This window comes from Streptomyces venezuelae (assembly GCF_008642315.1).
In the GTDB taxonomy this organism is placed as follows: Bacteria; Actinomycetota; Actinomycetes; order Streptomycetales; family Streptomycetaceae; genus Streptomyces; species Streptomyces venezuelae_D.
In genome coordinates this window covers 2,445,630-2,467,604 of the sequence record NZ_CP029192.1, presented here as the reverse complement: position 1 = coordinate 2,467,604, position 21,975 = coordinate 2,445,630, and the positions used below count along the sequence as shown (strand labels likewise).

Below are 21,975 nucleotides of genomic sequence, written 5' to 3'. Positions count from 1 at the left end.
TGCGGGAGGGACACAGTGGAGTCTGGCGCAGCGACGCGGGGCACTAAGACGCGCGCGAAAGACGGACAGTCCCTGAACAAACAGCGCAAACCGCGCAATGGGACGACGACGTCGGTGGATGCGGCGGCTCTGAACAGGCTGCTCGCGGCCCTCGTGGCGATGCGGGACGGCAATTTCCGCAAGCGTCTCACGGTCTCCGGTGACGATGTGATGTCGGAGATCGCCGCCGTCTTCAATGAGGTGGCCGACCGGAATCTGCATCTGACCGGTGAGCTTTCGCGGGTGCGGCGCATGGTCGGGCGTGAGGGAAAACTCACGGAACGGCTGGAGGGCGGCGCGAGCGAAGGTTCGTGGGCGGCCGCGATCGACGCGTCGAACGCGCTCGTCGACGATCTCGTACGTCCGGTCTCCGAGGTCGGCCGGGTCCTGTCCGCGGTGGCGGACGGCGATCTGGAGCAGCGCATGGAGTTGCGGGCGCAGGGGGCCGACGGAAACGGGCATCCGCTGCGCGGTGAGTTCCTGAAGGTCGGGCGTACGGTCAACAACCTCGTCGACCAGCTCTCCACCTTCACGGACGAGGTCACGCGCGTGGCCAGTGAGGTCGGGACCGAGGGCAAGCTCGGCGGGCAGGCCAGGGTGCGCGGGATGTCCGGTTCGTGGAAGGACCTCACGGACTCCGTGAACACCATGGCGTACCGCCTGACCGCGCAGGTGCGGGACATCGCGCTGGTGACGACGGCGGTGGCCAAGGGCGACCTGTCGCGGAAGGTCACCGTTCATGTCGCGGGCGAGATGCTGGAGTTGAAGAACACCGTCAACACGATGGTCGACCAGCTCTCGTCGTTCTCGTCGGAGGTGACGCGCGTCGCCCGCGAGGTCGGCACGGAGGGCGAGCTCGGCGGCCAGGCGCAGGTGCCGGGTGTGGCGGGTGTGTGGAAGGACCTCACCGACTCGGTGAACCTCATGGCCGGCAACCTCACCGCCCAGGTGCGCGGCATCGCGGAGGTCACGACGGCGGTCGCCAACGGTGATCTGTCCCGGAAGGTGACGGTGAGCGCGCGCGGCGAGGTCGCCCAGCTCGCCGAGACCATCAACCAGATGACCGAGACGCTGCGGACGTTCGCGGACGAGGTCACACGCGTGGCGAACGAGGTCGGCGCGGAGGGGCAGCTCGGCGGGCAGGCCAACGTGCCGGGCGCGGCCGGTACGTGGAAGGACCTGACGGACTCGGTCAACACGGTCTTCCGCAACCTCACCACGCAGGTGCGGGACATCGCGACGGTGACGACGGCGGTCGCGAACGGCGATCTGTCGCAGAAGGTCACCGTCGACGTCGCGGGCGAGATGCTCGAGCTGAAGAACACCGTGAACACGATGGTCGACCAGCTGTCGGCCTTCGGCTCCGAAGTGACGCGTGTGGCGCGGGAGATCGGTGTCGAGGGTGAGCTGGGCGGCCAGGCACAGGTGCAGGGCGCGGCCGGTACGTGGAAGGACCTGACGGACTCCGTCAACACCGCCTTCCGCAACCTGACCGGTCAGGTCCGGAACATCGCGCAGGTGACGACGGCGGTCGCGAACGGCGATCTGTCGCAGAAGGTCACCGTGGACGTCTCCGGCGAGATGCTCCAGCTGAAGAACACCGTGAACACGATGGTCGACCAGCTGTCGTCGTTCGCCGACCAGGTCACGCGGATGGCGCGCGACGTGGGCACGGAGGGGCGCCTCGGCGGGCAGGCCCGCGTGGACGGCGTGAGCGGCACCTGGAAGGACCTCACGGACTCCGTCAACTTCATGGCGGGGAACCTGACGTCGCAGGTGCGTCAGATCGCGCAGGTGACGACGGCCGTGGCGCGCGGCGACCTCTCCCAGAAGATCGAGGTCGACGCGCGCGGCGAGATCCTGGAGCTGAAGAACACCATCAACACGATGGTCGACCAGCTGTCCGCCTTCGCGGACCAGGTGACGCGGGTGGCCCGCGAGGTGGGCACGGAGGGGCGCCTGGGCGGTCAGGCGCAGGTGCCCGGCGTGGCCGGTGTGTGGCGTGATCTGACGGATTCCGTGAACGGCATGGCCGGGAACCTCACCGCGCAGGTCCGCAACATCGCGCAGGTCGCGACGGCGGTGGCCCGCGGTGACCTGTCCCAGAAGATCGACGTGGACGCGCGCGGCGAGATCCTGGAGCTGAAGAACACCCTGAACACGATGGTGGACCAGCTGTCCGCCTTCGCCGAGCAGGTCACCCGGGTCTCCCGCGAGGTGGGCACGGACGGCATCCTCGGCGGTCAGGCCGAGGTCCAGGGCGTCTCGGGCACCTGGAAGGACCTCACGCAGTCCGTGAACGGCATGGCGAACAACCTCACCCTTCAGGTGCGGAACATCGCCGAGGTCACGACGGCCGTCGCCATGGGCGACCTCTCCAAGAAGATCACCGTCGACGCGAAGGGCGAGATCCTCGAACTCGTCACGACCGTCAACACGATGGTCGACCAGCTCTCCTCGTTCGCCGAGCAGGTCACGCGCGTGGCCCGCGAGGTGGGCACCGAGGGGCAGCTGGGCGGTCAGGCGCGGGTGCCGGGCGTCACCGGCATCTGGAAGGACCTGAGCGACAACGTCAACCTGATGGCCAACAACCTGACCAGCCAGGTGCGGAACATCTCCCAGGTGTCGGCGGCGGTCGCCAACGGCGACCTGACCAAGAAGGTGACGGTCGAGGCGCGCGGCGAGGTCGCGCAGCTCGCCGACACGGTCAACACCATGGTGACGACGCTGAGTTCGTTCGCCGACGAGGTCACGCGGGTGGCCCGCGAGGTGGGCACCGACGGCATCCTGGGCGGGCAGGCGCGCGTGCCGGGCGTCTCCGGTACGTGGAAGGACCTCACCGAGTCCGTGAACTCGATGGCGTCCAACCTGACCGGTCAGGTCCGCAACATCGCGATGGTCACGACCGCGATCGCCAAGGGCGACCTGACCAAGAAGATCGACATCGACGCCCGGGGCGAGATCCTGGAGCTGAAGACGACCATCAACACGATGGTCGACCAGCTGTCGTCCTTCGCCGAGCAGGTCACCCGGGTCGCCCGCGAGGTGGGCACGGAGGGCCAGCTGGGCGGCCAGGCGCGCGTGCGGGACGTCGACGGCACGTGGCGCGACCTCACCGAGTCCGTGAACGAGATGGCGGGGAACCTGACCCGTCAGGTGCGCGCCATCGCGAAGGTCGCCACAGCGGTGACCCGCGGCGACCTGAACCTGAAGATCGAGGTCGACGCCGCCGGCGAGATCCAGGTCCTCCAGGACAACATCAACACCATGATCGCGAACCTCCGCGACACCACGCTGGCCAACAAGGAACAGGACTGGCTCAAGGGCAACCTCGCGCGGATCTCCGGCCTCATGCAGGGCCGCCGCGACCTGGAGGACGTCGCCTCGCTGATCATGAGCGAGCTGACGCCGGTCGTCTCCGCGCAGCACGGCGCGTTCTTCCTGGCGCTGCCCACGGACGACGGGCAGGATCTCGGGGGCGATCACGAGGACGCGTACGAGCTGCGCATGCTCGGCAGCTACGGCTACTCGATGGGGTCCATGCCGACGTCCTTCCGGCCCGGCGAGACGCTCATCGGGACGGCAGCCAAGGAGCGGCGGACCATCCTGGTGGAGAACGCGCCGTCCGGGTACCTGCGGATCGCGTCCGGTCTGGGGGAGGCGCCGCCCGCGCAGGTCATCGTGTTGCCGGTGCTCTTCGAAGGGACCGTGCTCGGCGTGATCGAGCTGGCCGCCTTCCAGCCCTTCACGCAGATCCAGAAGGACTTCCTCAGCCAGATCGCCGAGATGATCGCGACGAGCGTCAACACCATCAGCGTCAACACCAAGACCGAGGTGCTGCTCAAGCAGTCGCAGGAGCTGACCGAGCAACTGCGCGAGCGCTCCGCGGAGTTGGAGAACCGGCAGAAGGCCCTTCAGGACTCCAACGCGGAGCTGGAGGAGAAGGCAGAGCTGCTTGCCCAGCAGAACCGTGACATCGAGGTCAAGAACACCGAGATCGAAGAAGCCAGGCAGGTCCTGGAGGAGCGGGCCGAACAGCTCGCGGTCTCCATGCGCTACAAGTCCGAGTTCCTCGCGAACATGTCGCACGAGCTGCGCACGCCGCTCAACTCCCTGTTGATCCTGGCCAAGTTGCTCGCCGACAACGCCGACGCGAACCTCACCCCCAAGCAGGTCGAGTTCGCCGAGACGATCCACGGCGCGGGCTCGGACCTGCTGCAGCTCATCAACGACATCCTCGACCTGTCGAAGGTCGAGGCGGGCAAGATGGACGTCTCCCCGACGCGCATCGCCCTGGTCCAACTCGTCGACTACGTAGAGGCCACTTTCCGGCCGCTCACCGCCGAGAAGGGACTCGATTTCTCCGTACGGGTGTCTCCGGAGCTGCCCGCGACGCTGCACACGGACGAACAGCGCCTGCTCCAGGTGTTGCGCAACCTGCTGTCGAACGCGGTGAAGTTCACCGACTCCGGAGCGGTCGAGCTGGTGATCCGGCACGCCAGCAACGACGTGCCCAACGCCATCCGCGAGCAGCTCCTGGAGGCCGGCTCGCTGCGGGACGCGGACGCCGACCTGATCGCCTTCTCGGTGACGGACACCGGCATCGGCATCGCGGCCAGCAAGATGCGCGTCATCTTCGAGGCGTTCAAGCAGGCCGACGGCACGACGAGCAGGAAGTACGGCGGTACCGGCCTCGGGCTGTCCATCAGCCGGGAGATCGCGCGGCTGCTCGGCGGCGAGATCCACGCGCAGAGCGAGCCCGGACGCGGCTCCACCTTCACGCTCTATTTGCCGCTGCACCCGAGCGAACTGCCTCCTCAGGGCTACGCGCAGCTGGCTCCCACCCCCCAGCCGCGGGAGCTGCCCGCTCTGGAGGAGGCTCCCGCGGCCGAGGGCGCCGCACAGCCGGAGGCCGCTCCCGCGCGCCGTGAGGAGCCTCTGGGGCCCTCCGCGCTGTTCCGGCGGCGGCGCCGTTCCGCGCCCGCGCAGGAGCCCTCGGCGCTGCCCGGGCAGCCCGCCCAGGGAGCCCAGGAGGAGCAGCGGACGCAGGAGCCGTGGCCGACCGCGGGCCAGGAGACACCGGTCTCGGCGCGGTCCGGTTTCCACTTCGGCGGTGAGAAGGTCCTGATCGTCGACGACGACATCCGCAACGTCTTCGCGCTCACCAGCGTCCTGGAACAGCACGGCCTCGCGGTGCTCTACGCGGAGAACGGCCGGGAAGGCATCGAAGTGCTGGAACAGCACGACGATGTGACGGTTGTCCTGATGGACATCATGATGCCGGAGATGGACGGGTACGCGACGACGACGGCGATCCGCAGGATGCCGCAGTTCGCCGGGCTCCCGATCATCGCGCTCACCGCGAAGGCGATGAAGGGCGACCGGGAGAAGGCGATCGACTCCGGAGCTTCCGATTACGTGACGAAGCCGGTCGACCCGGATCATCTGTTGTCGGTCATGGAGCAGTGGATGCGCGGCGAGTGACCGAGAAACGGCTTCGTCACACGGAGTTGCTGACAGAGTGTGGCCGAGGCCGTGTAGAACCGCGGTATTCGGGGAACCTTCTGGTCTCCCACCGCGTTTCTGCTACGTGCACAGTGACATCGCGGTGACAGGGTGTGGCGACAGGCGGGGTGCGGCTACCATGACCGGCACAAGGACGGGCGGCGCAAGGGAGTCGTCCCCTGGGGCGGCGCCCGGTGTTTCGCCGGGGCGAGGAGGGCGGGCCATGGTGCAGAAGGCCAAGATCCTCCTGGTCGATGACCGGCCGGAGAATCTGCTGGCGCTGGAGGCGATCCTCTCTGCGCTCGATCAGACGCTGGTGCGGGCATCGTCCGGGGAGGAAGCGCTCAAAGCACTACTCACGGACGACTTCGCGGTCATTCTGCTGGACGTCCAGATGCCGGGAATGGACGGTTTCGAAACCGCGGCGCACATCAAGCGGCGGGAGCGGACGCGGGACATCCCGATCATCTTCCTCACCGCCATCAACCACGGACCGCACCACACCTTCCGTGGGTACGCCGCGGGGGCTGTGGACTACATCTCCAAGCCGTTCGACCCGTGGGTGCTGCGCGCGAAGGTCTCGGTGTTCGTCGAGCTGTACATGAAGAACTGCCAACTGCGGGAGCAGGCGGCTCTGCTGCGCCTCCAGCTGGAGGGCGGCGGCAAAGCGGCGGTCGGTGACGCGAAGGAGCCCGCGGGGCTGCTCGCCGAGCTGTCGGCGCGGCTCGCCGCGGTCGAGGAGCAGGCCGAGGCGCTGTCCAAACAGCTGGACGACGAGTCGGCGGACGCGGCGGCTGTGGCCACGGCCGCCCATCTCGAACGCAAACTCACCGGTCTGCGGCGGGCCCTTGACGCCCTGGAGCCGGGCACCGGCACCGGCGCCCCTTCGGTGCCCTCGCAGAACTGACGCGGCACGAAGCCTCACTGACGAGGTTTCGTGCCGTCGGCATCCGGTGAACCACCGTCAGTTCCAGGCCTCCACAGGGGCGACACGAACGGGTGAAGCAGTGGGCACACGTGTCCACGGTGGCCCGCACCGGTAACCTCACACCCATGGCCTCACGTCAGTCCGCAGCCAAGAAGACGCCCGCGAAGAAGGCGGCCGCGCCGACGAAGGCTCCGGCGAAGAAGGCCGCCGCCAGACCTCCCGCGAAGAAAGCCGCGGCGAAGAAGGCACCGGCCAAGAAGGTCGTCGCCAAGAAGCCCGCACCCAAGCCGGCGCCCAGCCCCACCGGGGGCCTGTACCGGCTCGTGCGCGCCGTCTGGCTCGGCCTGGCGCACGGGGTCGGGGCGATGTTCCGCGGCATAGGACGGGGCGCCAAGGGCCTCGACCCGGCGCACCGCAAGGACGGCCTCGCGCTCCTGCTGCTCGGCATCTCGCTGATCGTCGCCGCGGGCACCTGGTCGAACCTGCGCGGTCCGGTCGGCGACCTCGTCGAGGTTCTGGTGACCGGCGCGTTCGGCCGCCTCGACCTGCTGGTGCCGCTGCTGGTCGGCGCCATCGCCGTACGCCTCATCCGGCACCCGGAGAAGCCCGAGGCGAACGGCCGCATCGTGATCGGCCTGTCCGCCCTCGTCATCGGCGTCCTCGGCCAGGTCCACGTGGCCTGCGGCTCGCCGGCCCGCAGCGACGGCATGCAGGCGATAAGGGACGCCGGCGGCCTGATCGGCTGGGGCGCCTCCACACCCCTGACCTTCACCATGGGCGAGATCCTCGCGGTGCCGCTCCTGGTGCTCCTCACCGTCTTCGGACTGCTCGTCGTCACCGCGACACCCGTCAACGCCATCCCGCAGCGGCTGCGGCTGCTCGGCGTGAAGCTCGGCGTGGTCCAGGCGGAACCCGAGGCCTACGAATTCACGGACGACGACGAGCGGTACGACGAGCAGTGGCGCGAGGCGCTGCCCGCACGCCCCGCGCGCAGGCGCTCCGCCGCCCCCGAGGCGTACGACCCCGACCACGCCGAGGAAGAGGCGCTCACCAGGCGCCGCAGGCCGCGCCGCACCCCCGTACAGCCGGACATGGACCGGCCCATGGACGCCGTGGACGTGGCGGCCGCCGCGGCCGCGTCCCTGGACGGCGCGGTGATGCACGGCATGCCCCCGTCGCCGCTGGTCGCCGACCTGACGCAGGGCGTCTCCGGGGAGCGTGAGGAGCGCGAACAGAGCCGGCAGCTCGAACGGAGCGGGCAGCACGAGCAGAGCGGGCAGCAGGAGCAGGAGCGCAAGGCGCCCGTACCGACCGCGCGCGCCACGGACGCCCCGGTGCCCGGCAAGCTCAAGAAGAAGCCGCAGACGGCCGCAGACAGCGCCGTCCCGGACTTCACCAAGTCCACGCCCGAGACCCATCGCGAGCTGCCGCCGCGCGCCGAGCAGCTCCAGCTCTCCGGCGACATCACCTACTCGCTGCCCTCGCTCGACCTCCTGGAGCGCGGCGGCCCGGGCAAGACCCGCAGCGCGGCCAACGACGCCGTCGTGAACTCGCTGACGAACGTCTTCACCGAGTTCAAGGTCGACGCCGCCGTCACCGGCTTCACCCGCGGCCCGACGGTCACGCGCTACGAGATCGAGCTCGGCCCCGCCGTGAAGGTCGAGAAGATCACGGCGCTGGCCAAGAACATCGCGTACGCGGTCGCGTCCCCGGACGTCCGGATCATCTCCCCCATCCCCGGCAAGTCCGCCGTCGGCATCGAGATCCCGAACACCGACCGCGAGATGGTCAACGTGGGGGACGTGCTGCGCCTGGCCGACGCGGCCGAGGACGACCACCCCATGCTCGTCGCGCTCGGCAAGGACGTCGAGGGTGGCTACGTGATGGCCAACATGGCGAAGATGCCGCACATCCTGGTGGCCGGAGCCACCGGGTCCGGCAAGTCGTCCTGCATCAACTGCCTGATCACGTCGATCATGATAAGAGCGACGCCCGAGGACGTACGGATGGTCCTGGTGGACCCCAAGCGCGTCGAGCTCACCGCGTACGAGGGCATTCCGCACCTGATCACGCCGATCATCACCAACCCCAAGCGGGCCGCCGAGGCGCTCCAGTGGGTCGTCCGCGAGATGGACCTGCGCTACGACGACCTCGCGGCGTTCGGCTACCGGCACATCGACGACTTCAACCAGGCCGTGCGCGAGGGCAAGCTCAAGACGCCCGAGGGCAGCGAGCGGGAGCTCAAGGCCTACCCGTATCTGCTCGTGATCGTCGACGAGCTCGCCGACCTGATGATGGTCGCGCCGCGCGACGTCGAGGACTCCATCGTGCGCATCACGCAGCTCGCGCGCGCCGCCGGCATCCACCTGGTGCTCGCCACCCAGCGCCCGTCCGTGGACGTCGTGACCGGCCTGATCAAGGCGAACGTGCCCTCCAGGCTCGCGTTCGCGACCTCCTCGCTCGCCGACAGCCGCGTCATCCTCGACCAGCCGGGCGCGGAGAAGCTCATCGGCAAGGGCGACGGCCTGTTCCTGCCGATGGGGGCGAACAAGCCCACCCGTATGCAGGGCGCCTTCGTCACCGAGGACGAGATCCACGCCGTGGTGCGGCACTGCAAGGACCAGATGGCGCCGGTCTTCCGCGACGACGTCACCGTCGGCACCAAGCAGAAGAAGGAGATCGACGAGGATATCGGCGACGACCTCGATCTGCTGTGCCAGGCCGCTGAGCTGGTCGTTTCCACCCAGTTCGGGTCCACGTCGATGCTGCAGCGCAAGCTGCGCGTCGGTTTCGCCAAGGCCGGCAGGCTCATGGACCTCATGGAGTCGCGTTCCATCGTGGGGCCAAGCGAGGGCTCGAAGGCACGTGACGTTCTTGTGAAACCTGATGAGCTGGACGGCGTGCTGGCGGTGATCCGCGGGGAGGCTCAACCAGAAGGGTGAGCGAGGCTCACCCGTAAGGGAACGGCAGGCAACCGTTTCTCTTCGGCATACGTCAAGTTGAGGAGAGAAGAGCACGATGTCCCACCATCAGGATGTCCGGCCATTCTGATGGCTGACAAAGTCCGTCTCTGATGGCGTACAAAGTCCGTCCGCCCGGTTGCCCCACCGTTTCATGGCCCCCCTAAAATGAACCTCCGGCAGGTGGCTACACGCTCGAAAGGCGCCCCCGTGTCCATCGGCAACTCCCCTGAAGAAGACCGACCTTCGGACGACCGCCTCGACCGCACCGACCGCGTCACGGACGAGAGTCCGGCAGACGGGAGCCGGGCAGGCGACCGCCCGGCGGACGACCGCCCGGCCGAGCAGCGGCCCTCGATCGGCCACGTCCTGCAGCAGGCCCGCATCGACGCCGGCCTGACCGTCGACGAAGTGAGCACCTCCACGCGCGTGCGCGTCCCGATCGTGCACGCGATCGAATTGGACGACTTCTCGCGCTGCGGCGGCGATGTGTACGCCCGCGGCCACATCAGGACGCTGGCCCGCGCCGTCGGCCTCGACCCGGCCCCGCTGGTCGCCCAGTACGACGAGGGCCACGGCGGCCATCCGCCCGCGCCCACGCCGGCGGCGCCCCTCTTCGAGGCCGAGCGCATCCGCTCCGAGCCGCGCCGTCCGAACTGGACCGCGGCCATGGTCGCCGCGATCGTCGCCGTGATCGGCTTCGTCGGCTTCACCGCGTTCGGCGGCGGCGACGACAGCGACGAAGGCTCCAAGTCCGTCGCCGAAGGCGCCACCGCGGCGCCCACCAAGACCAGCGAGAAGCCCAAGCCCTCCAAGCCCGCCGATCCCAAGCCCGACCCCTCCGACAGCGCCATCGCCGGAGTCCCGCGCGACAAGGTCACGGTCAAGGTTCAGGCCGCCGACGGCCGCAGCTGGATCTCCGCCAAGGACCACAGCGGGCGCACGCTCTTCGACGGCGTCCTCGAGCAGGGCCAGGACAAGACCTTCCAGGACAAGCAGAAGGTCGACCTCGTCCTGGGCGACGCGGGCGCGATCGAGCTGTACGTGAACGGCAAGCAGGTCGAGAACGAATTCGAGCCCGGCCAGGTGGAGCGCCTCACGTACACGAAGGGCGACCCCGAGGCCGGCTGACCGCCCTCCGTACGCCGCTGACCAGCGGTTCCGTGCGGGACGTGGTGACGTCAGGGTGACGCTACGGCGGCCGTCGGCCCACCGCCGGGTAACCCTGGCGGCGGGGGCCGAGGCGTGGACGAAGTAGTCTTGAGACCATGCCCGAACGCCGCACTGTCGCCCTTGTCACCCTTGGCTGCGCCCGTAACGAGGTGGACTCGGAGGAGCTCGCAGGCCGCTTGGAGGCGGACGGCTGGCAGCTCGTCGAGGATGCCGAGGACGCGGACGTCGCCGTCGTCAACACCTGCGGCTTCGTCGAAGCCGCCAAGAAGGACTCCGTCGACGCCCTCCTCGAAGCCAATGACCTGAAGGGTCACGGCAAGACCCAGGCCGTCGTCGCGGTCGGCTGCATGGCCGAGCGGTACGGCAAGGAGCTCGCCGAGGCGCTGCCCGAGGCCGACGGCGTGCTCGGGTTCGACGACTACACCGACATCTCGGGTCGTCTGCAGACGATCCTCAGCGGCGGCAGCGTCGAGGCCCACACCCCGCGCGACCGGCGCAAGCTGCTGCCGATCAGCCCTGCCGAGCGCCAGCTGGCCAAGGCGGACGTCGCGCTCCCGGGCCACGCGGACGCCGCGGCGCCCACGGACCTCCCCGAGGGTGTCGCGCCCGCATCGGGACCGCGCGCCCCGCTGCGCCGCCGCCTCGGCACCAACCCCGTCGCCTCCGTGAAGCTGGCCTCCGGCTGCGACCGGCGCTGCTCGTTCTGCGCCATCCCGTCCTTCCGCGGCTCCTTCATCTCGCGCCGCCCCTCCGACGTCCTCGGCGAGACCCGCTGGCTCGCCGAGCAAGGCGTCAAGGAGGTCATGCTCGTCTCCGAGAACAACACCTCGTACGGCAAGGACCTCGGCGACATCCGTCTCCTGGAGACGCTGCTTCCCGAGCTCGCCGCCGTCGACGGCATCGAGCGCGTGCGCGTCAGCTATCTGCAGCCCGCCGAGATGCGCCCCGGCCTCATCGACGTCCTCACGTCGACGGAGAAGGTCGCCCCCTACTTCGACCTGTCCTTCCAGCACTCCGCGCCCGGCGTCCTGCGCGCCATGCGGCGCTTCGGCGACACCGACCGCTTCCTGGAGCTCCTGGACACCATCCGGTCCAAGGCGCCGCAGGCCGGCGTCCGGTCCAACTTCATCGTCGGCTTCCCCGGCGAGACCGAGGCGGACGTCGCCGAGCTGGAGCGCTTCCTGACGGGCGCGCGGCTGGATGCCATCGGCGTTTTCGGATACTCCGACGAGGAGGGCACCGAAGCGGCCACGTACGACGCCAAGCTCGACCAGGACGTCGTCGACGCACGGCTCGCCCACATCTCCCGGCTCGCCGAGGAGCTCACCTCGCAGCGCGCCGACGAGCGGCTCGGCGAGACCGTCGAGGTTCTCGTCGAATCCCTCGACGAGGAGGAGGGTCCGCTCGGCCGGGCCGCGCACCAGGCCCCCGAGACGGACGGCCAGATCCGCTTGACGGGCGCCATCGGTGGGGATGCCTTGCAGGTCGGCCGTATGGTCGTGGCAAAGGTCGTCGGCACGGAGGGCGTGGACTTGGTGGCCGAGTGTCTCGAGGAGGCCCGCAGATGACAGGAGTCCCGGCACCCGCGGGCGGCTCCGGCGCTCAGGGCGCGTCGAGCGCCAAGCCGGTGCGCGGCGGGAAGCTGGGCGCCGCGGCGGTCAATCAGGCCAGCCTGTGGAACGTCGCGAACCTGCTGACCATGGTGCGGCTGCTGCTCGTGCCCGGCTTCGTGATGCTGCTGCTCGGCAACGGCGGGTACGACCCGGCATGGCGCTCGTTCGCCTGGGCCGCCTTCGCCGTCGCCATGATCACCGACCTCTTCGACGGTCACCTGGCGCGCACGTACAACCTGGTCACGGACTTCGGGAAGATCGCCGACCCCATCGCCGACAAGGCGATCATGGGGGCGGCGCTGATCTGTCTGTCCTGGCTCGGCGATCTGCCCTGGTGGGTGACCGGAGTGATCCTCGGGCGCGAGCTGGGGATCACGCTGCTGCGGTTCTGGGTGATCCGCTACGGCGTCATTCCGGCCAGTCGCGGCGGCAAGATGAAGACGCTGGCGCAGGGCACGGCGGTCGGGATGTACGTGCTCGCCCTGACCGGGCCGCTCGCTACCCTGCGCTTCTGGGTGATGGCCGTCGCCGTCGTGCTGACCGTGGTGACGGGGCTCGACTATGTGAAGCAGGCCGTCGTGCTCCGCAGGCAGGGCATGGCCGAGGCGCGGGCCGAGGCCGCGGCCGCTGCCGCGGAGTCCGCTCGGGAGGCGGCGAAGTGACGTCCCGCGGGCTCTCGGCCGACGAGGCGCCGGTGACGGCCGTGGAGCTTCCGGCCGCCGGTCTGGTGCGGCTGCTGGCCGCGCGCGGCGAGACGCTTGCCGTGGCCGAGTCGCTGACCGGAGGCCTGGTGGCCGCCGAGATCACGTCGGTGCCGGGGGCCTCGAAGGTCTTCCGGGGGTCGGTCACCGCGTACGCCACGGAGCTGAAGCGGGACGTGCTCGGGGTCGACGGCACTCTGCTGGAGGAGCGCGGGGCCGTGGATCCCGAGGTCGCCCGGCAGATGGCGGACGGTGTGCGCCGGGTTCTCGGCGCGGACTGGGGCATCGCCACCACCGGCGTCGCGGGGCCCGAACCGCAGGACGGGAAGCCGGTCGGCACCGTCTTCGTGGCGGTGGCGGGACCCGATTTCGAAAGCATGCGCGGTTACGCCGATGGCGGAGCGCGTGGGAAAGTGGCCGCCCTGCGGTTGAACGGTGACCGTTCGGAAATCCGTAGGGAGAGTGTGCGGAGCGTGCTCACGTTGCTCCGTGAGCGGCTGTCCGGAGAACGTTCCGGGAATGGGCGGGCACAGGATACGGAACAGAACGGGGGGAATTGATGTTTGCAGCCCTGAGTGAACACGACATCGCTCCCCGCACGGCCGCCGCACAAGGCGGTACGGTGGGGCGTGAAGGATGCGGCTACGCGGTCCGAGGAGGGAGCCACCGATGATTCTGCTCCGTCGCCTGCTTGGTGACGTGCTGCGTCGGCAGCGCCAGCGCCAGGGCCGTACTCTGCGCGAAGTCTCCTCGTCCGCCCGAGTCTCGCTCGGCTATCTCTCCGAGGTGGAGCGGGGGCAGAAGGAGGCTTCCTCCGAGCTGCTTTCCGCGATCTGCGACGCGCTTGACGTACGGATGTCCGAGCTCATGCGTGAAGTGAGCGATGAACTGTCGCTCGCCGAGCTGGCTGAGTCTGCAGCAGTCCCGGAACCGGTGCGTGCGCCGGTTCGCTCGATGCTCAATTCCGTGTCCGTGGCCGGCGTGCCACCGGAACGGGTCACGATCAAGGCACCCGCGGAGGCGGTCGACGTCGTCGCGGCGTGATGCGACGCTGCTCCTGAGCAGCTCTGGGAAGTGTGTGGAAGCCCCGACCGGGTACCCGGTCGGGGCTTTCGTTTGTTGAGGAAAGCCCGCCTGGGCCCTCTACCGCATGGTTTGAGGGCAGCCGGTCGCGAATCGACCTATTTGGCTATTTTGTGACATGGTTGGTGGGGATTTACCTCATTCGCTCGTGTGTTGGAGGAGACAGATGTACGTCGTGAAGAGCCCGCTGTCCGATGCGGATCTCAAGGCGGTCTCGGAGGCCCTGCAGGGCGCGCTCGTGGACCTGGTCGACCTGTCGCTGGTCGCCAAGCAGATCCATTGGAATGTGGTGGGCCCGCGCTTCCGCTCCGTGCACCTGCAGCTCGACGAGGTCGTGGACACCGCCAGGCAGCACTCGGACACCGTCGCGGAGCGCGCCTCCACGCTCGGTGTCTCGCCCGACGGGCGTGCGGCGACCGTGTCCCAGAGCAGCGGCATCGGGAAGGTCCCCGAGGGCTGGGTCAAGGACGTGGACGCGGTCGGAACGCTCGTGGACGCGCTCGGCGCGGTGATCACGCGGATGCGTGAGCGCGTCGACGCGACGGGCGAGGCCGACCCGGTCAGCCAGGACATCTTCATCGGCATCACGGCCGACTTGGAGAAGCACCACTGGATGTTCCAGGCGGAGAACAGCTGATCCCGCGCGTGAGGGTTCTCCCCATGGGACGGTTGGGTCCGACGGGACGGCGTGGCCGTTCGTGCGCTGCTTCGTGCGCGGAGAGGCATGCGGTTTTGTGTCCCGAGGGGCGTGCGGTTCGTGTGCCGAGGGGTGTGCGCTCTCGTGCACCGAGGGGTGTGCGATGAAGCGGAAGCCTTCGGCCGCACTCCGGGCGCCTTCGATACGCCCTCCCATGGGGTGAACCCCGCCGTTTAGCGTCGATCTCGCGTTGGGCGGGAGGTGGCATCTGTGGCAGCCGTGAGCGGGACAGCCGTGACATGGCGGGCCGTACGGTGGGTGCCCTTCCTGGTGCTCGGCTCGCTCTGGTGGTGGGGCGTGCTGCGGCTCGTCTTCTCGCCCGACGCGGGAGTTCTCGAGGGGGCCGTCGCGGCCGGCGGGTGGGGACTGAGCGTGCTGCCCGTGCACTGCGTGCCGAGGGCCCGCGCGCTGGGTGAGGCGAGGGCGGCCAGGGGAGCGGATCCCGCGCAGTACGCGCGGCGCCCCGACGGAGAGCTGCGGTGGCCCGGGGAACGCACGGCTCTCGCGTGGTGGGGACGGGCCGCCGTCTCGGCGGGGCGGGTGCGGGGGCGCGCTCTGCGGGTGCGGGCTACCAGGGCATGGCGACGCCGCCGTTCGGGCGGAGGATCTGGCCCGTCGTGAAGGACGCGGCGTCCGACGCCAGGTGCAGCACGGCGTGCGCGATGTCGTCCGGTTCGCCCACTCGGCCGAGCGGTGACATGCGGACCATGGTGCGTTCGGTGTGTGCCTGTTCCTCGGCGTCGAAGCGCGTCGTCATGGGCGTGCGGATCCAACCCGGCGCGACGACGTTCACGCGGATGCCGTGCGGGCCGAGCTCGGTGGCCAGCGTTTTCGAGAGCTGGACGACGGCCGCTTTCGCCGCTCCGTAGCAGAGGAGCCCGGGGGCGCCGGTGTCGACGGCGCCCGACGCCATCGTGATGATGCTGCCCCCCGAGCCGGCGTCGACCATGATGCGTCCGGCGGCCTGGCAGGCGTACAGGACGCCCTTGAAGTTGATGTTCAGGACGCGGTCGAGGTCCTCGTCGCGGGTCTCCAGGACCGGGCTGCTGTGCATGACACCGGCTATGGCGGCGAGGATGTCCAGGCGCGGGACGGCTGCCGTGGCTATCGCCCGGTCGACCTGTGCCCGGTCGGTCACGTCCAAGGAGTACGTGTGGGCGGTGCCGCCCGCCTTGGTGATGAGCGCGGCGGTTTCCTGAAGTCTCGGCTCGTCACGGTCGGCGCAGTGCACGGTGGCGCCCGCTTCGGCGAGGAGCTGGGCCGTCGCACGGCCGATGCCACTCGCGGCGCCGGTGATGAACGCGTTGCGTCCGGTGAGGTCGTACGCCTTGACGGGCATGAGGGGACGGTACGGCTGGAGCTGACGGGGCGTCAACTGGCGCGTTGGTGTGCGTTGTTGGTGGTGTCGAGCGTGGGCCGTGGGTCGTGGGCTGTGGGCTGTGGGCTGCGGGCTGTGGGTGGTGGGTGGTGTTGCTGGTGCCCGTGGTGTCGGTGGTGCTCGGTCAGGGGGTTGGGCCCTGCTGGCAGGTGGGGCACCAGTACGTGGGACGGTCGCGGGAGCCGTCTCCTTGCTGGGCGCGGCGGATCGGGGTGCCGCAGCGCAGACAGGGACGGGGCGCACGGCCGTAGACGAAAAGGCGCTGGCCCGGGCGGTCACGGCCCGTGGTCATGCGGTTGGGGCGGTTCCGGTTGGCTTCCAGGAACTTCTTGGAGATCAGGGGGGCCCGGGCGGCCGTTTCCTCGGTCAGCTCGCCCACCGGGAGCCACGGGGTGACGCCTAGCGCGAAGCAGATGTCGCTCTTGAACACGTTGCCGATGCCCGCGAGGTTGCGCTGGTCCAGGAGGGCTTCGCCGAGGGCGCGGTCGGGCACGGACAGGATGTTGCTCAGCGCGCGCTCCGGGTCCCAGTCCGGGCCCAGCAGGTCGGGGCCCAGGTGGCCCACGGCCTTGTCCTCGTCGGTGGTGCGGAGCAGTTCGAGGACGGGCAGGCGGTAGCCGACGGCGGTGCGTTCGGCGGTGCCGAGGATCGCCCGGATCTGGTGGCCGGGGCCGCCGCGCCAGCGCTCACCGGGGGCGTACAGCTGCCAGGAGCCGTCCATCCGCAGGTGCGAGTGGAGGGTGAGGCCGCCCTCGATGCGGGTGAGGAGGTGCTTGCCGCGCGGGGTGACGTCCAGGACGGTGCGTCCTGTGAGGTCGACCGTCGCGAGTTTGGGGACGCGGAGGTCGGAGCGCGTGATCGTGTGCCCGGCGAGGGCGGCGTGCAGGCGTCGGCACGCCTGGTAGATGGTGTCACCTTCGGGCATGGGTCCAGGGTTGCATGGCGGGGGTGACGGGGGCGCGGGCGGCGGGCGCTCGGGTGATCTCGGGCGGGGTGTTTGTGCGTGGGGTGCTCGTGCGTGGGGCGGTCCCGTGCGGGGTGCTCGTGCGTGGGGCGGTCCCGTGCGAGGTGCTTGTGCACGGGGTGCTCATGCGTGAGGTGCTCATGGACGGGGTGCTTGTGCGTGGGGTGATCTCGCGCGGGGTGCTCATGCGCGGAGCCTTAGACCGCGCGGGGTGGCGTGGAAGCCGGCTCCCTCAAGAAGTGGGGCGAAGGGGGACGTGAGCGCGGCGGCGCCGTTGACCCGCTCCACCGTGACCGTGCCGAGGGAGCCCGCGCGGGCGGCCCCGGCCAGCGCCTCGGAGGCGGCGTGCAGGCGGGGATCGTCGGCGATCGGGGCATCCGGGGCGGCGGGCCAGGCGAGGAGCGTCTTGCCGCCGCGCTCCATGTAGAGCGTCAGTTCGCCGTCGACCAGGACGACCAGGGAGCCGGCCTTGCGGCCCGGCTTGTGGCTCGCGCCGTTCGGCGGCTCGGGCCAGGGCAGTGCGGCGCCGTACGCGTTGGCGGGGTCGGCGGCGGCGAGGACCACAGCGGCCTGGGCGTCCGCGGGACGTGAACCGTCCGTACGGTCGCGGGAGTTCGCGGTCGCGCGCAGGCGGTCCACCGCGCCGTCCATGGCGAACTGCGCGGCGCCGAGCCCCTCGACCACATAGCCACGACGCGCCTGACCGCTGTCTTCGAAGGCCGACAGGACGCGGTACACCGCCGAGAAGCCGCCCTCGACCCCCTCGGCCGCGACCGCGCCGCGCGTGACGACGCCGTGCCGGTCCAGGAGGGCGCGGGCCAGGGCGTGGGCGCGCAGGGTCGGGTCGGGTTCTCTGGGAGGGAGCAGGGACCAGCGGCCCGCGACGGTGGGAGGACCGGTGCGGGACGCGGTCCGGGCGGCCGCGGTCAGGCTTCCGTAGCGTCCGCGCGGGACACCGCGTTTGGCGCGGTGGGCCGTGGAGCCCGCGGTGCGCCCGGAGCCCAGGAGGGAGCGCATCGGGCCGAGCGTGTCGTTCGTGAGCAGGCCGGACCAGGCCAGCTCCCAGATGGAGTCGGCCAGTTGGGGGTCGAGCGCGTCCGGGTGGGTCGTGGCACGCACTTGGTCGGCGATCTGGCGGAAGAACAGCCCGTACCCCCCGGAGAGGGTGTCCAGGATCGACTGGTGCAGGGCGGTGAGCTCCAGGGGGTGCGGGGGCGGCAGGAGCAGGGGCGCGGTGTCGGCCAGGTACAATGAGACCCAGCCGTCCTTCCCCGGGAGGGAACCGGCGCCCGCCCAGATGACTTCGCCGGCCGCCGTCAGCTCGTCGAGCATGGCCGGGTTGTAGCCCGTCACGCGCGAGGGCAGGACGAGCTTCTCCAGGGCGGAGGCCGGGACTGTGGCGCCCTGGAGCTGCTCGACGGCGCGCACCAGGCCGTCGATGCCGCGCAGGCTGTGCTTGCTCAGGTTCTGCCACTGGGGCAGGAACTGGGCCAGAGCGGCGGGCGGCACCGGTTCGAGTTCGTGCCGCAGGGCGGCGAGGGAGCGGCGGCGCAGCCGGCGCAGTACGGCGGCGTCGCACCACTCCTGTCCGATGCCCGCCGGATGGAACTCGCCCTGCACCACACGCCCGTTGGCCGCGAGGCGTTGCAGCGCGCCCTCCGTGACCGCCGCCCCAAGCCCGAAACGGGCCGCGGCCGCGGCGGACGTGAACGGGCCGTGCGTGCGGGCGAAGCGGGCGAGGAGGTCGCCCAGGGGGTCCTTGACGGGCTCGGTGAAGGCCTCGGGGACGCCCACGGGCAGGGCGGTGCCGAGGGCGTCGCGCAGCCGTCCCGCGTCTTCGATGGCCGCCCAGTGCTCGGCTCCCGCGATGCGGACGCGGATGACACGGCGTGCGGCCGCGAGTTCCTCGGCCCACTCCGGTTCGGCGCCGCGCTCGGTCAGCTCGGCCGTGGTGAGCGGGCCGAGGAGCCGCAGCAGGTCGGCGACGCCTTCGGCGTCCTTGACGCGGCGGTCCTCGGTACGCCACTGGAGCTCCTGCTCCAGTTCCGCCAGGACGTCCGCGTCGAGCAGTTCGCGCAGCTCCGCCTGGCCCAGGAGCTCGGCGAGCAGCCGGGAGTCCAGGGAGAGGGCTGCCGCGCGCCGCTCGGCGAGGGGGGAGTCGCCCTCGTACAGGAACTGCGCCACGTACCCGAACAGGAGGGAGCGGGCGAAGGGGGAGGGCTCGGGGGTGGTGATCTCGACGAGCCGGACGCGGCGCGACTCGATGTCGCCCATCAGCTCGGTGAGCCCCGGTACGTCGAAAACGTCCTGGAGGCACTCCCTGACCGCCTCCAGGACGATGGGGAAGGAACCGAACTCGCTCGCCACCTCCAGAAGCTGGGCGGCGCGCTGGCGCTGCTGCCACAGTGGGGTGCGCTTGCCGGGGCTGCGGCGCGGCAGCAGCAGCGCCCGGGCGGCGCACTCACGGAATCGCGAGGCGAACAGCGCCGAGCCGCCCACCTGGTCGGTGACGATCTGGTTGACCTCGCCTTTGTCGAAGGTGACGTCACCGGCGCCCACGGGGGGTTTGTCGGCGTCGTACTCCACAGGGGGAGCCTTGGGCTCCTGGTCGAGCAGGTCGAAGCCCATGAGGTCGGCGTCCGGGAGCCGGAGAACGATGCCGTCGTCGGCGTGCATGACCTGGGCGTCCATGCCGTACCGCTCCGTGAGGCGGGCGCCGAGGGCCAGGGCCCACGGAGCGTGCACCTGGGCGCCGAAGGGGGAGTGCACGACGACCCGCCAGTCGCCCAGCTCGTCGCGGAACCGCTCGACCACGATGGTGCGGTCGTCGGGGATGTGCCCGCAGGCCTCGCGCTGTTCGCCGAGGTACGCCAGGACGTTGTCGGCGGCCCACGTGTCGAGCCCGGTGGCGAGGAGGCGCTCGCGCGCCGCCTCCTGCGAGAGCGCGCCGACCTCGCGGAGGAACGCCCCCAGAGCACGGCCCAGTTCGAGCGGGCGGCCCAACTGGTCGCCCTTCCAGAAGGGAAGGCGGCCCGGAACGCCGGGCGCGGGGGAGACGAGGACCCGGTCGCGCGTGATGTCCTCGATGCGCCACGAGCTCGTGCCGAGGGTGAAGACGTCACCCACCCGCGACTCGTACACCATCTCCTCGTCGAGCTCTCCTACGCGGCCGCCGCCCTTCTTGGGGTCGGCGCCCGCGAGGAACACTCCGAAGAGACCGCGGTCGGGGATCGTGCCCCCGGACGTGACCGCGAGGCGCTGCGCCCCCGGCCGCCCGGTGACCGTGCCCGCGACGCGGTCCCAGACCACGCGCGGCCGCAGCTCGGCGAAGGCGTCGGAGGGATACCGCCCCGCGAGCATGTCCAGCACGGCGGTGAACGCGGACTCCGGCAGCGAGGCGAAGGAGGCCGCGCGACGGACCACCGCCAGCAGGTCGTCGACCTGCCAGGTGTCGAGCGCGACCATCGCGACCAGCTGTTGCGCCAGGACGTCGAGTGGGTTCGCCGGGATGCGCAGGGACTCGATGGAGCCGGTCCGCATCCGCTCGGTGACCACCGCGGCCTGCACCAGGTCGCCCCGGTACTTCGGGAAGACGACTCCTGTGGAGACGGCGCCGACCTGGTGGCCCGCGCGGCCCACGCGCTGGAGGCCGGACGCGACCGACGGCGGCGACTCGACCTGCACGACCAGGTCGACCGCGCCCATGTCGATGCCCAGCTCCAGACTGGACGTGGCGACGACGGCCGGCAGCCTGCCCGCCTTCAGATCCTCCTCGACCTGCGCGCGCTGCTCCTTGGAGACCGATCCGTGGTGGGCGCGTGCCAGAACTGGCGGGGCGCCCTTGGCGGCGCCCGACTCCGCCATCAGCTCCGCGGGGGAGTGGTCCTCGGGGAGCGCCTCGCCGGTCGCCCGCTCGTACGCGATCTCGTTGAGGCGGTTGCACAGGCGCTCGGCGAGACGGCGGGAGTTGGCGAACACGATCGTCGAGCGATGCGCCTGTACGAGATCGGTGATGCGCTCCTCGACGTGCGGCCAGATCGACGGGCGCTCCGCCTCGGCCCCCGGCCCGTCACCGGAGTCGCTGACCGGGGACCCGCCCAGCTCCGCGAGGTCCTCGACCGGGACGACCACCGACAGGTCGAACTCCTTGCCGGAGTCCGGCTGGACGATCTCCACCTTGCGCTTCGGGGACAGATTGCGCGCCACCTCGTCCACCGGCCGCACCGTCGCCGACAGGCCGATGCGGCGCGCGGGCTTGGGCAGCAGCTCGTCGAGCCGCTCCAGGGACAGGGCGAGATGGGCGCCGCGCTTGGTGCCCGCGACCGCGTGCACCTCGTCGAGGATCACCGTTTCGATACCGGTCAGCGCGTCCCGCGCCGCCGACGTGAGCATCAGGAAGAGCGACTCGGGCGTGGTGATCAAGATGTCCGGCGGGCGCGTGGACAGCGCACGCCGCTCGGCGGCCGGAGTGTCGCCCGAACGGATCCCGACCCGCACCTCCGGCTCGGTCATGCCGAGGCGCACCGCCTCCTGACGGATGCCGGTCAGCGGGCTGCGCAGATTGCGCTCCACGTCGACGGCGAGCGCCTTCAGCGGCGAGATGTACAGCACCCGGCAGCGCTTCTTCGCGTCGGCCGGCGGTGGCGTCGACGCCAGCTGGTCGAGGGCGGCGAGGAACGCGGCCAGGGTCTTTCCGGAGCCCGTGGGCGCGACGACGAGCACGTCCGAGCCCTCGCTGATGGCCTGCCATGCCCCGGCCTGGGCGGACGTGGGCGCCGAGAAGGCCCCCGTGAACCAGCCGCGGGTCGCGGGGGAGAAGCCGTCAAGGGGGCTGGGAGCGCTGGAGGCGCCGGAAGCACTGGACGCGGAGCTGACCATGACCCCATCGTGCACCCCGCCACTGACATCGGCGCCGACCTGCGGAAAAGAGGTTG

Annotated in this window: 13 protein-coding genes; 10 read left to right on the top strand and 3 right to left on the bottom strand. The window is 70.5% G+C overall.

Annotated elements, in window-relative coordinates; genetic code table 11:
* The first annotated feature begins 15 nt into the window (after positions 1-15).
* The 10 genes from DEJ48_RS10195 (at position 16) to DEJ48_RS40265 (ending at position 15,320) form a co-directional block, all read left to right on the top strand.
* On the top strand, positions 16-5,523 hold the full coding sequence (locus DEJ48_RS10195; protein WP_150215848.1) for a HAMP domain-containing protein: 5,508 nt from the start codon (positions 16-18) through the stop codon (positions 5,521-5,523).
* 244 nt (positions 5,524-5,767) lie between these two features.
* Positions 5,768-6,451 (top strand): two-component system response regulator, encoded by a 684-nt coding sequence (locus DEJ48_RS10190; RefSeq protein ID WP_150215847.1) that lies wholly within the window; start codon positions 5,768-5,770, stop codon positions 6,449-6,451.
* A 146-nt stretch (positions 6,452-6,597) separates the two neighbouring features.
* Positions 6,598-9,414, top strand: a complete 2,817-nt coding sequence (locus DEJ48_RS10185) for a DNA translocase FtsK (protein WP_150215846.1) — start codon at positions 6,598-6,600, stop codon at positions 9,412-9,414.
* Between the two features lie 228 nt (positions 9,415-9,642).
* Positions 9,643-10,563, top strand: coding sequence for a helix-turn-helix domain-containing protein (locus tag DEJ48_RS10180; RefSeq protein WP_150215845.1), 921 nt, complete (start codon positions 9,643-9,645; stop codon positions 10,561-10,563).
* A 137-nt stretch (positions 10,564-10,700) separates the two neighbouring features.
* Positions 10,701-12,173 carry a 30S ribosomal protein S12 methylthiotransferase RimO gene (gene rimO / locus DEJ48_RS10175; RefSeq protein ID WP_150215844.1) on the top strand — a complete coding sequence of 491 codons (1,473 nt, stop codon included), beginning with the start codon at positions 10,701-10,703 and terminating at the stop codon, positions 12,171-12,173.
* The gene (pgsA, locus tag DEJ48_RS10170) at positions 12,170-12,880 is read left to right on the top strand and encodes a CDP-diacylglycerol--glycerol-3-phosphate 3-phosphatidyltransferase (RefSeq protein ID WP_150215843.1); all 711 of its coding nucleotides are present in this window, start codon (positions 12,170-12,172) and stop codon (positions 12,878-12,880) included. Before rimO ends, pgsA begins: the two co-directional genes overlap by 4 nt.
* Positions 12,881-12,921: 41 nt before the next feature.
* Entirely contained in the window at positions 12,922-13,479 is a 558-nt protein-coding gene (locus tag DEJ48_RS10165; protein ID WP_150221097.1) for a CinA family protein, read from the top strand.
* A gap of 109 nt (positions 13,480-13,588) precedes the next feature.
* On the top strand, positions 13,589-13,963 hold the full coding sequence (locus DEJ48_RS10160) for a helix-turn-helix domain-containing protein (RefSeq protein WP_055564110.1): 375 nt from the start codon (positions 13,589-13,591) through the stop codon (positions 13,961-13,963).
* Positions 13,964-14,168: 205 nt separating this feature from the next.
* Complete coding sequence (locus DEJ48_RS10155; RefSeq protein ID WP_150215842.1) at positions 14,169-14,639, top strand: Dps family protein; 471 nt, start codon at positions 14,169-14,171, stop codon at positions 14,637-14,639.
* Between the two features lie 318 nt (positions 14,640-14,957).
* Entirely contained in the window at positions 14,958-15,320 is a 363-nt protein-coding gene (locus DEJ48_RS40265; RefSeq protein ID WP_411757528.1) for a hypothetical protein, read from the top strand.
* On the opposite strand, the gene DEJ48_RS10145 is transcribed toward DEJ48_RS40265, so the two are convergent.
* The 3 genes from DEJ48_RS10145 to DEJ48_RS10135 all read right to left on the bottom strand — a co-directional run bounded on the left by DEJ48_RS10145 (position 15,268) and on the right by DEJ48_RS10135 (position 21,919).
* A complete protein-coding gene (locus tag DEJ48_RS10145) occupies positions 15,268-16,038 on the bottom strand; it encodes an SDR family NAD(P)-dependent oxidoreductase (protein ID WP_150215841.1) in 771 nt (256 codons plus the stop codon). The genes DEJ48_RS40265 and DEJ48_RS10145 overlap by 53 nt on opposite strands.
* A gap of 163 nt (positions 16,039-16,201) precedes the next feature.
* On the bottom strand, positions 16,202-17,002 hold the full coding sequence (locus tag DEJ48_RS10140) for an Fpg/Nei family DNA glycosylase (RefSeq protein WP_150215840.1): 801 nt from the start codon (positions 17,000-17,002) through the stop codon (positions 16,202-16,204).
* Positions 17,003-17,224: 222 nt separating this feature from the next.
* Positions 17,225-21,919, bottom strand: coding sequence for an ATP-dependent helicase (locus tag DEJ48_RS10135; RefSeq protein WP_150215839.1), 4,695 nt, complete (start codon positions 21,917-21,919; stop codon positions 17,225-17,227).
* Positions 21,920-21,975 lie beyond the last annotated feature (56 nt).

Bases quoted from the DNA above. Each gene is read 5' to 3' on its own strand.
- DEJ48_RS10190 (WP_150215847.1), top strand. From the start codon at position 5,768: ATGGTGCAGAAGGCCAAGATCCTCCTGGTCGATGACCGGCCGGAGAAT.
- DEJ48_RS10185 (WP_150215846.1), top strand. From the start codon at position 6,598: ATGGCCTCACGTCAGTCCGCAGCCAAGAAGACGCCCGCGAAGAAGGCG.
- rimO (WP_150215844.1), top strand. From the start codon at position 10,701: ATGCCCGAACGCCGCACTGTCGCCCTTGTCACCCTTGGCTGCGCCCGT.
- pgsA (WP_150215843.1), top strand. From the start codon at position 12,170: ATGACAGGAGTCCCGGCACCCGCGGGCGGCTCCGGCGCTCAGGGCGCG.
- DEJ48_RS10160 (WP_055564110.1), top strand. From the start codon at position 13,589: ATGATTCTGCTCCGTCGCCTGCTTGGTGACGTGCTGCGTCGGCAGCGC.
- DEJ48_RS10155 (WP_150215842.1), top strand. From the start codon at position 14,169: ATGTACGTCGTGAAGAGCCCGCTGTCCGATGCGGATCTCAAGGCGGTC.
- DEJ48_RS10145 (WP_150215841.1), bottom strand. From the start codon at position 16,038: ATGCCCGTCAAGGCGTACGACCTCACCGGACGCAACGCGTTCATCACC.
- DEJ48_RS10140 (WP_150215840.1), bottom strand. From the start codon at position 17,002: ATGCCCGAAGGTGACACCATCTACCAGGCGTGCCGACGCCTGCACGCC.
- DEJ48_RS10135 (WP_150215839.1), bottom strand. From the start codon at position 21,919: ATGGTCAGCTCCGCGTCCAGTGCTTCCGGCGCCTCCAGCGCTCCCAGC.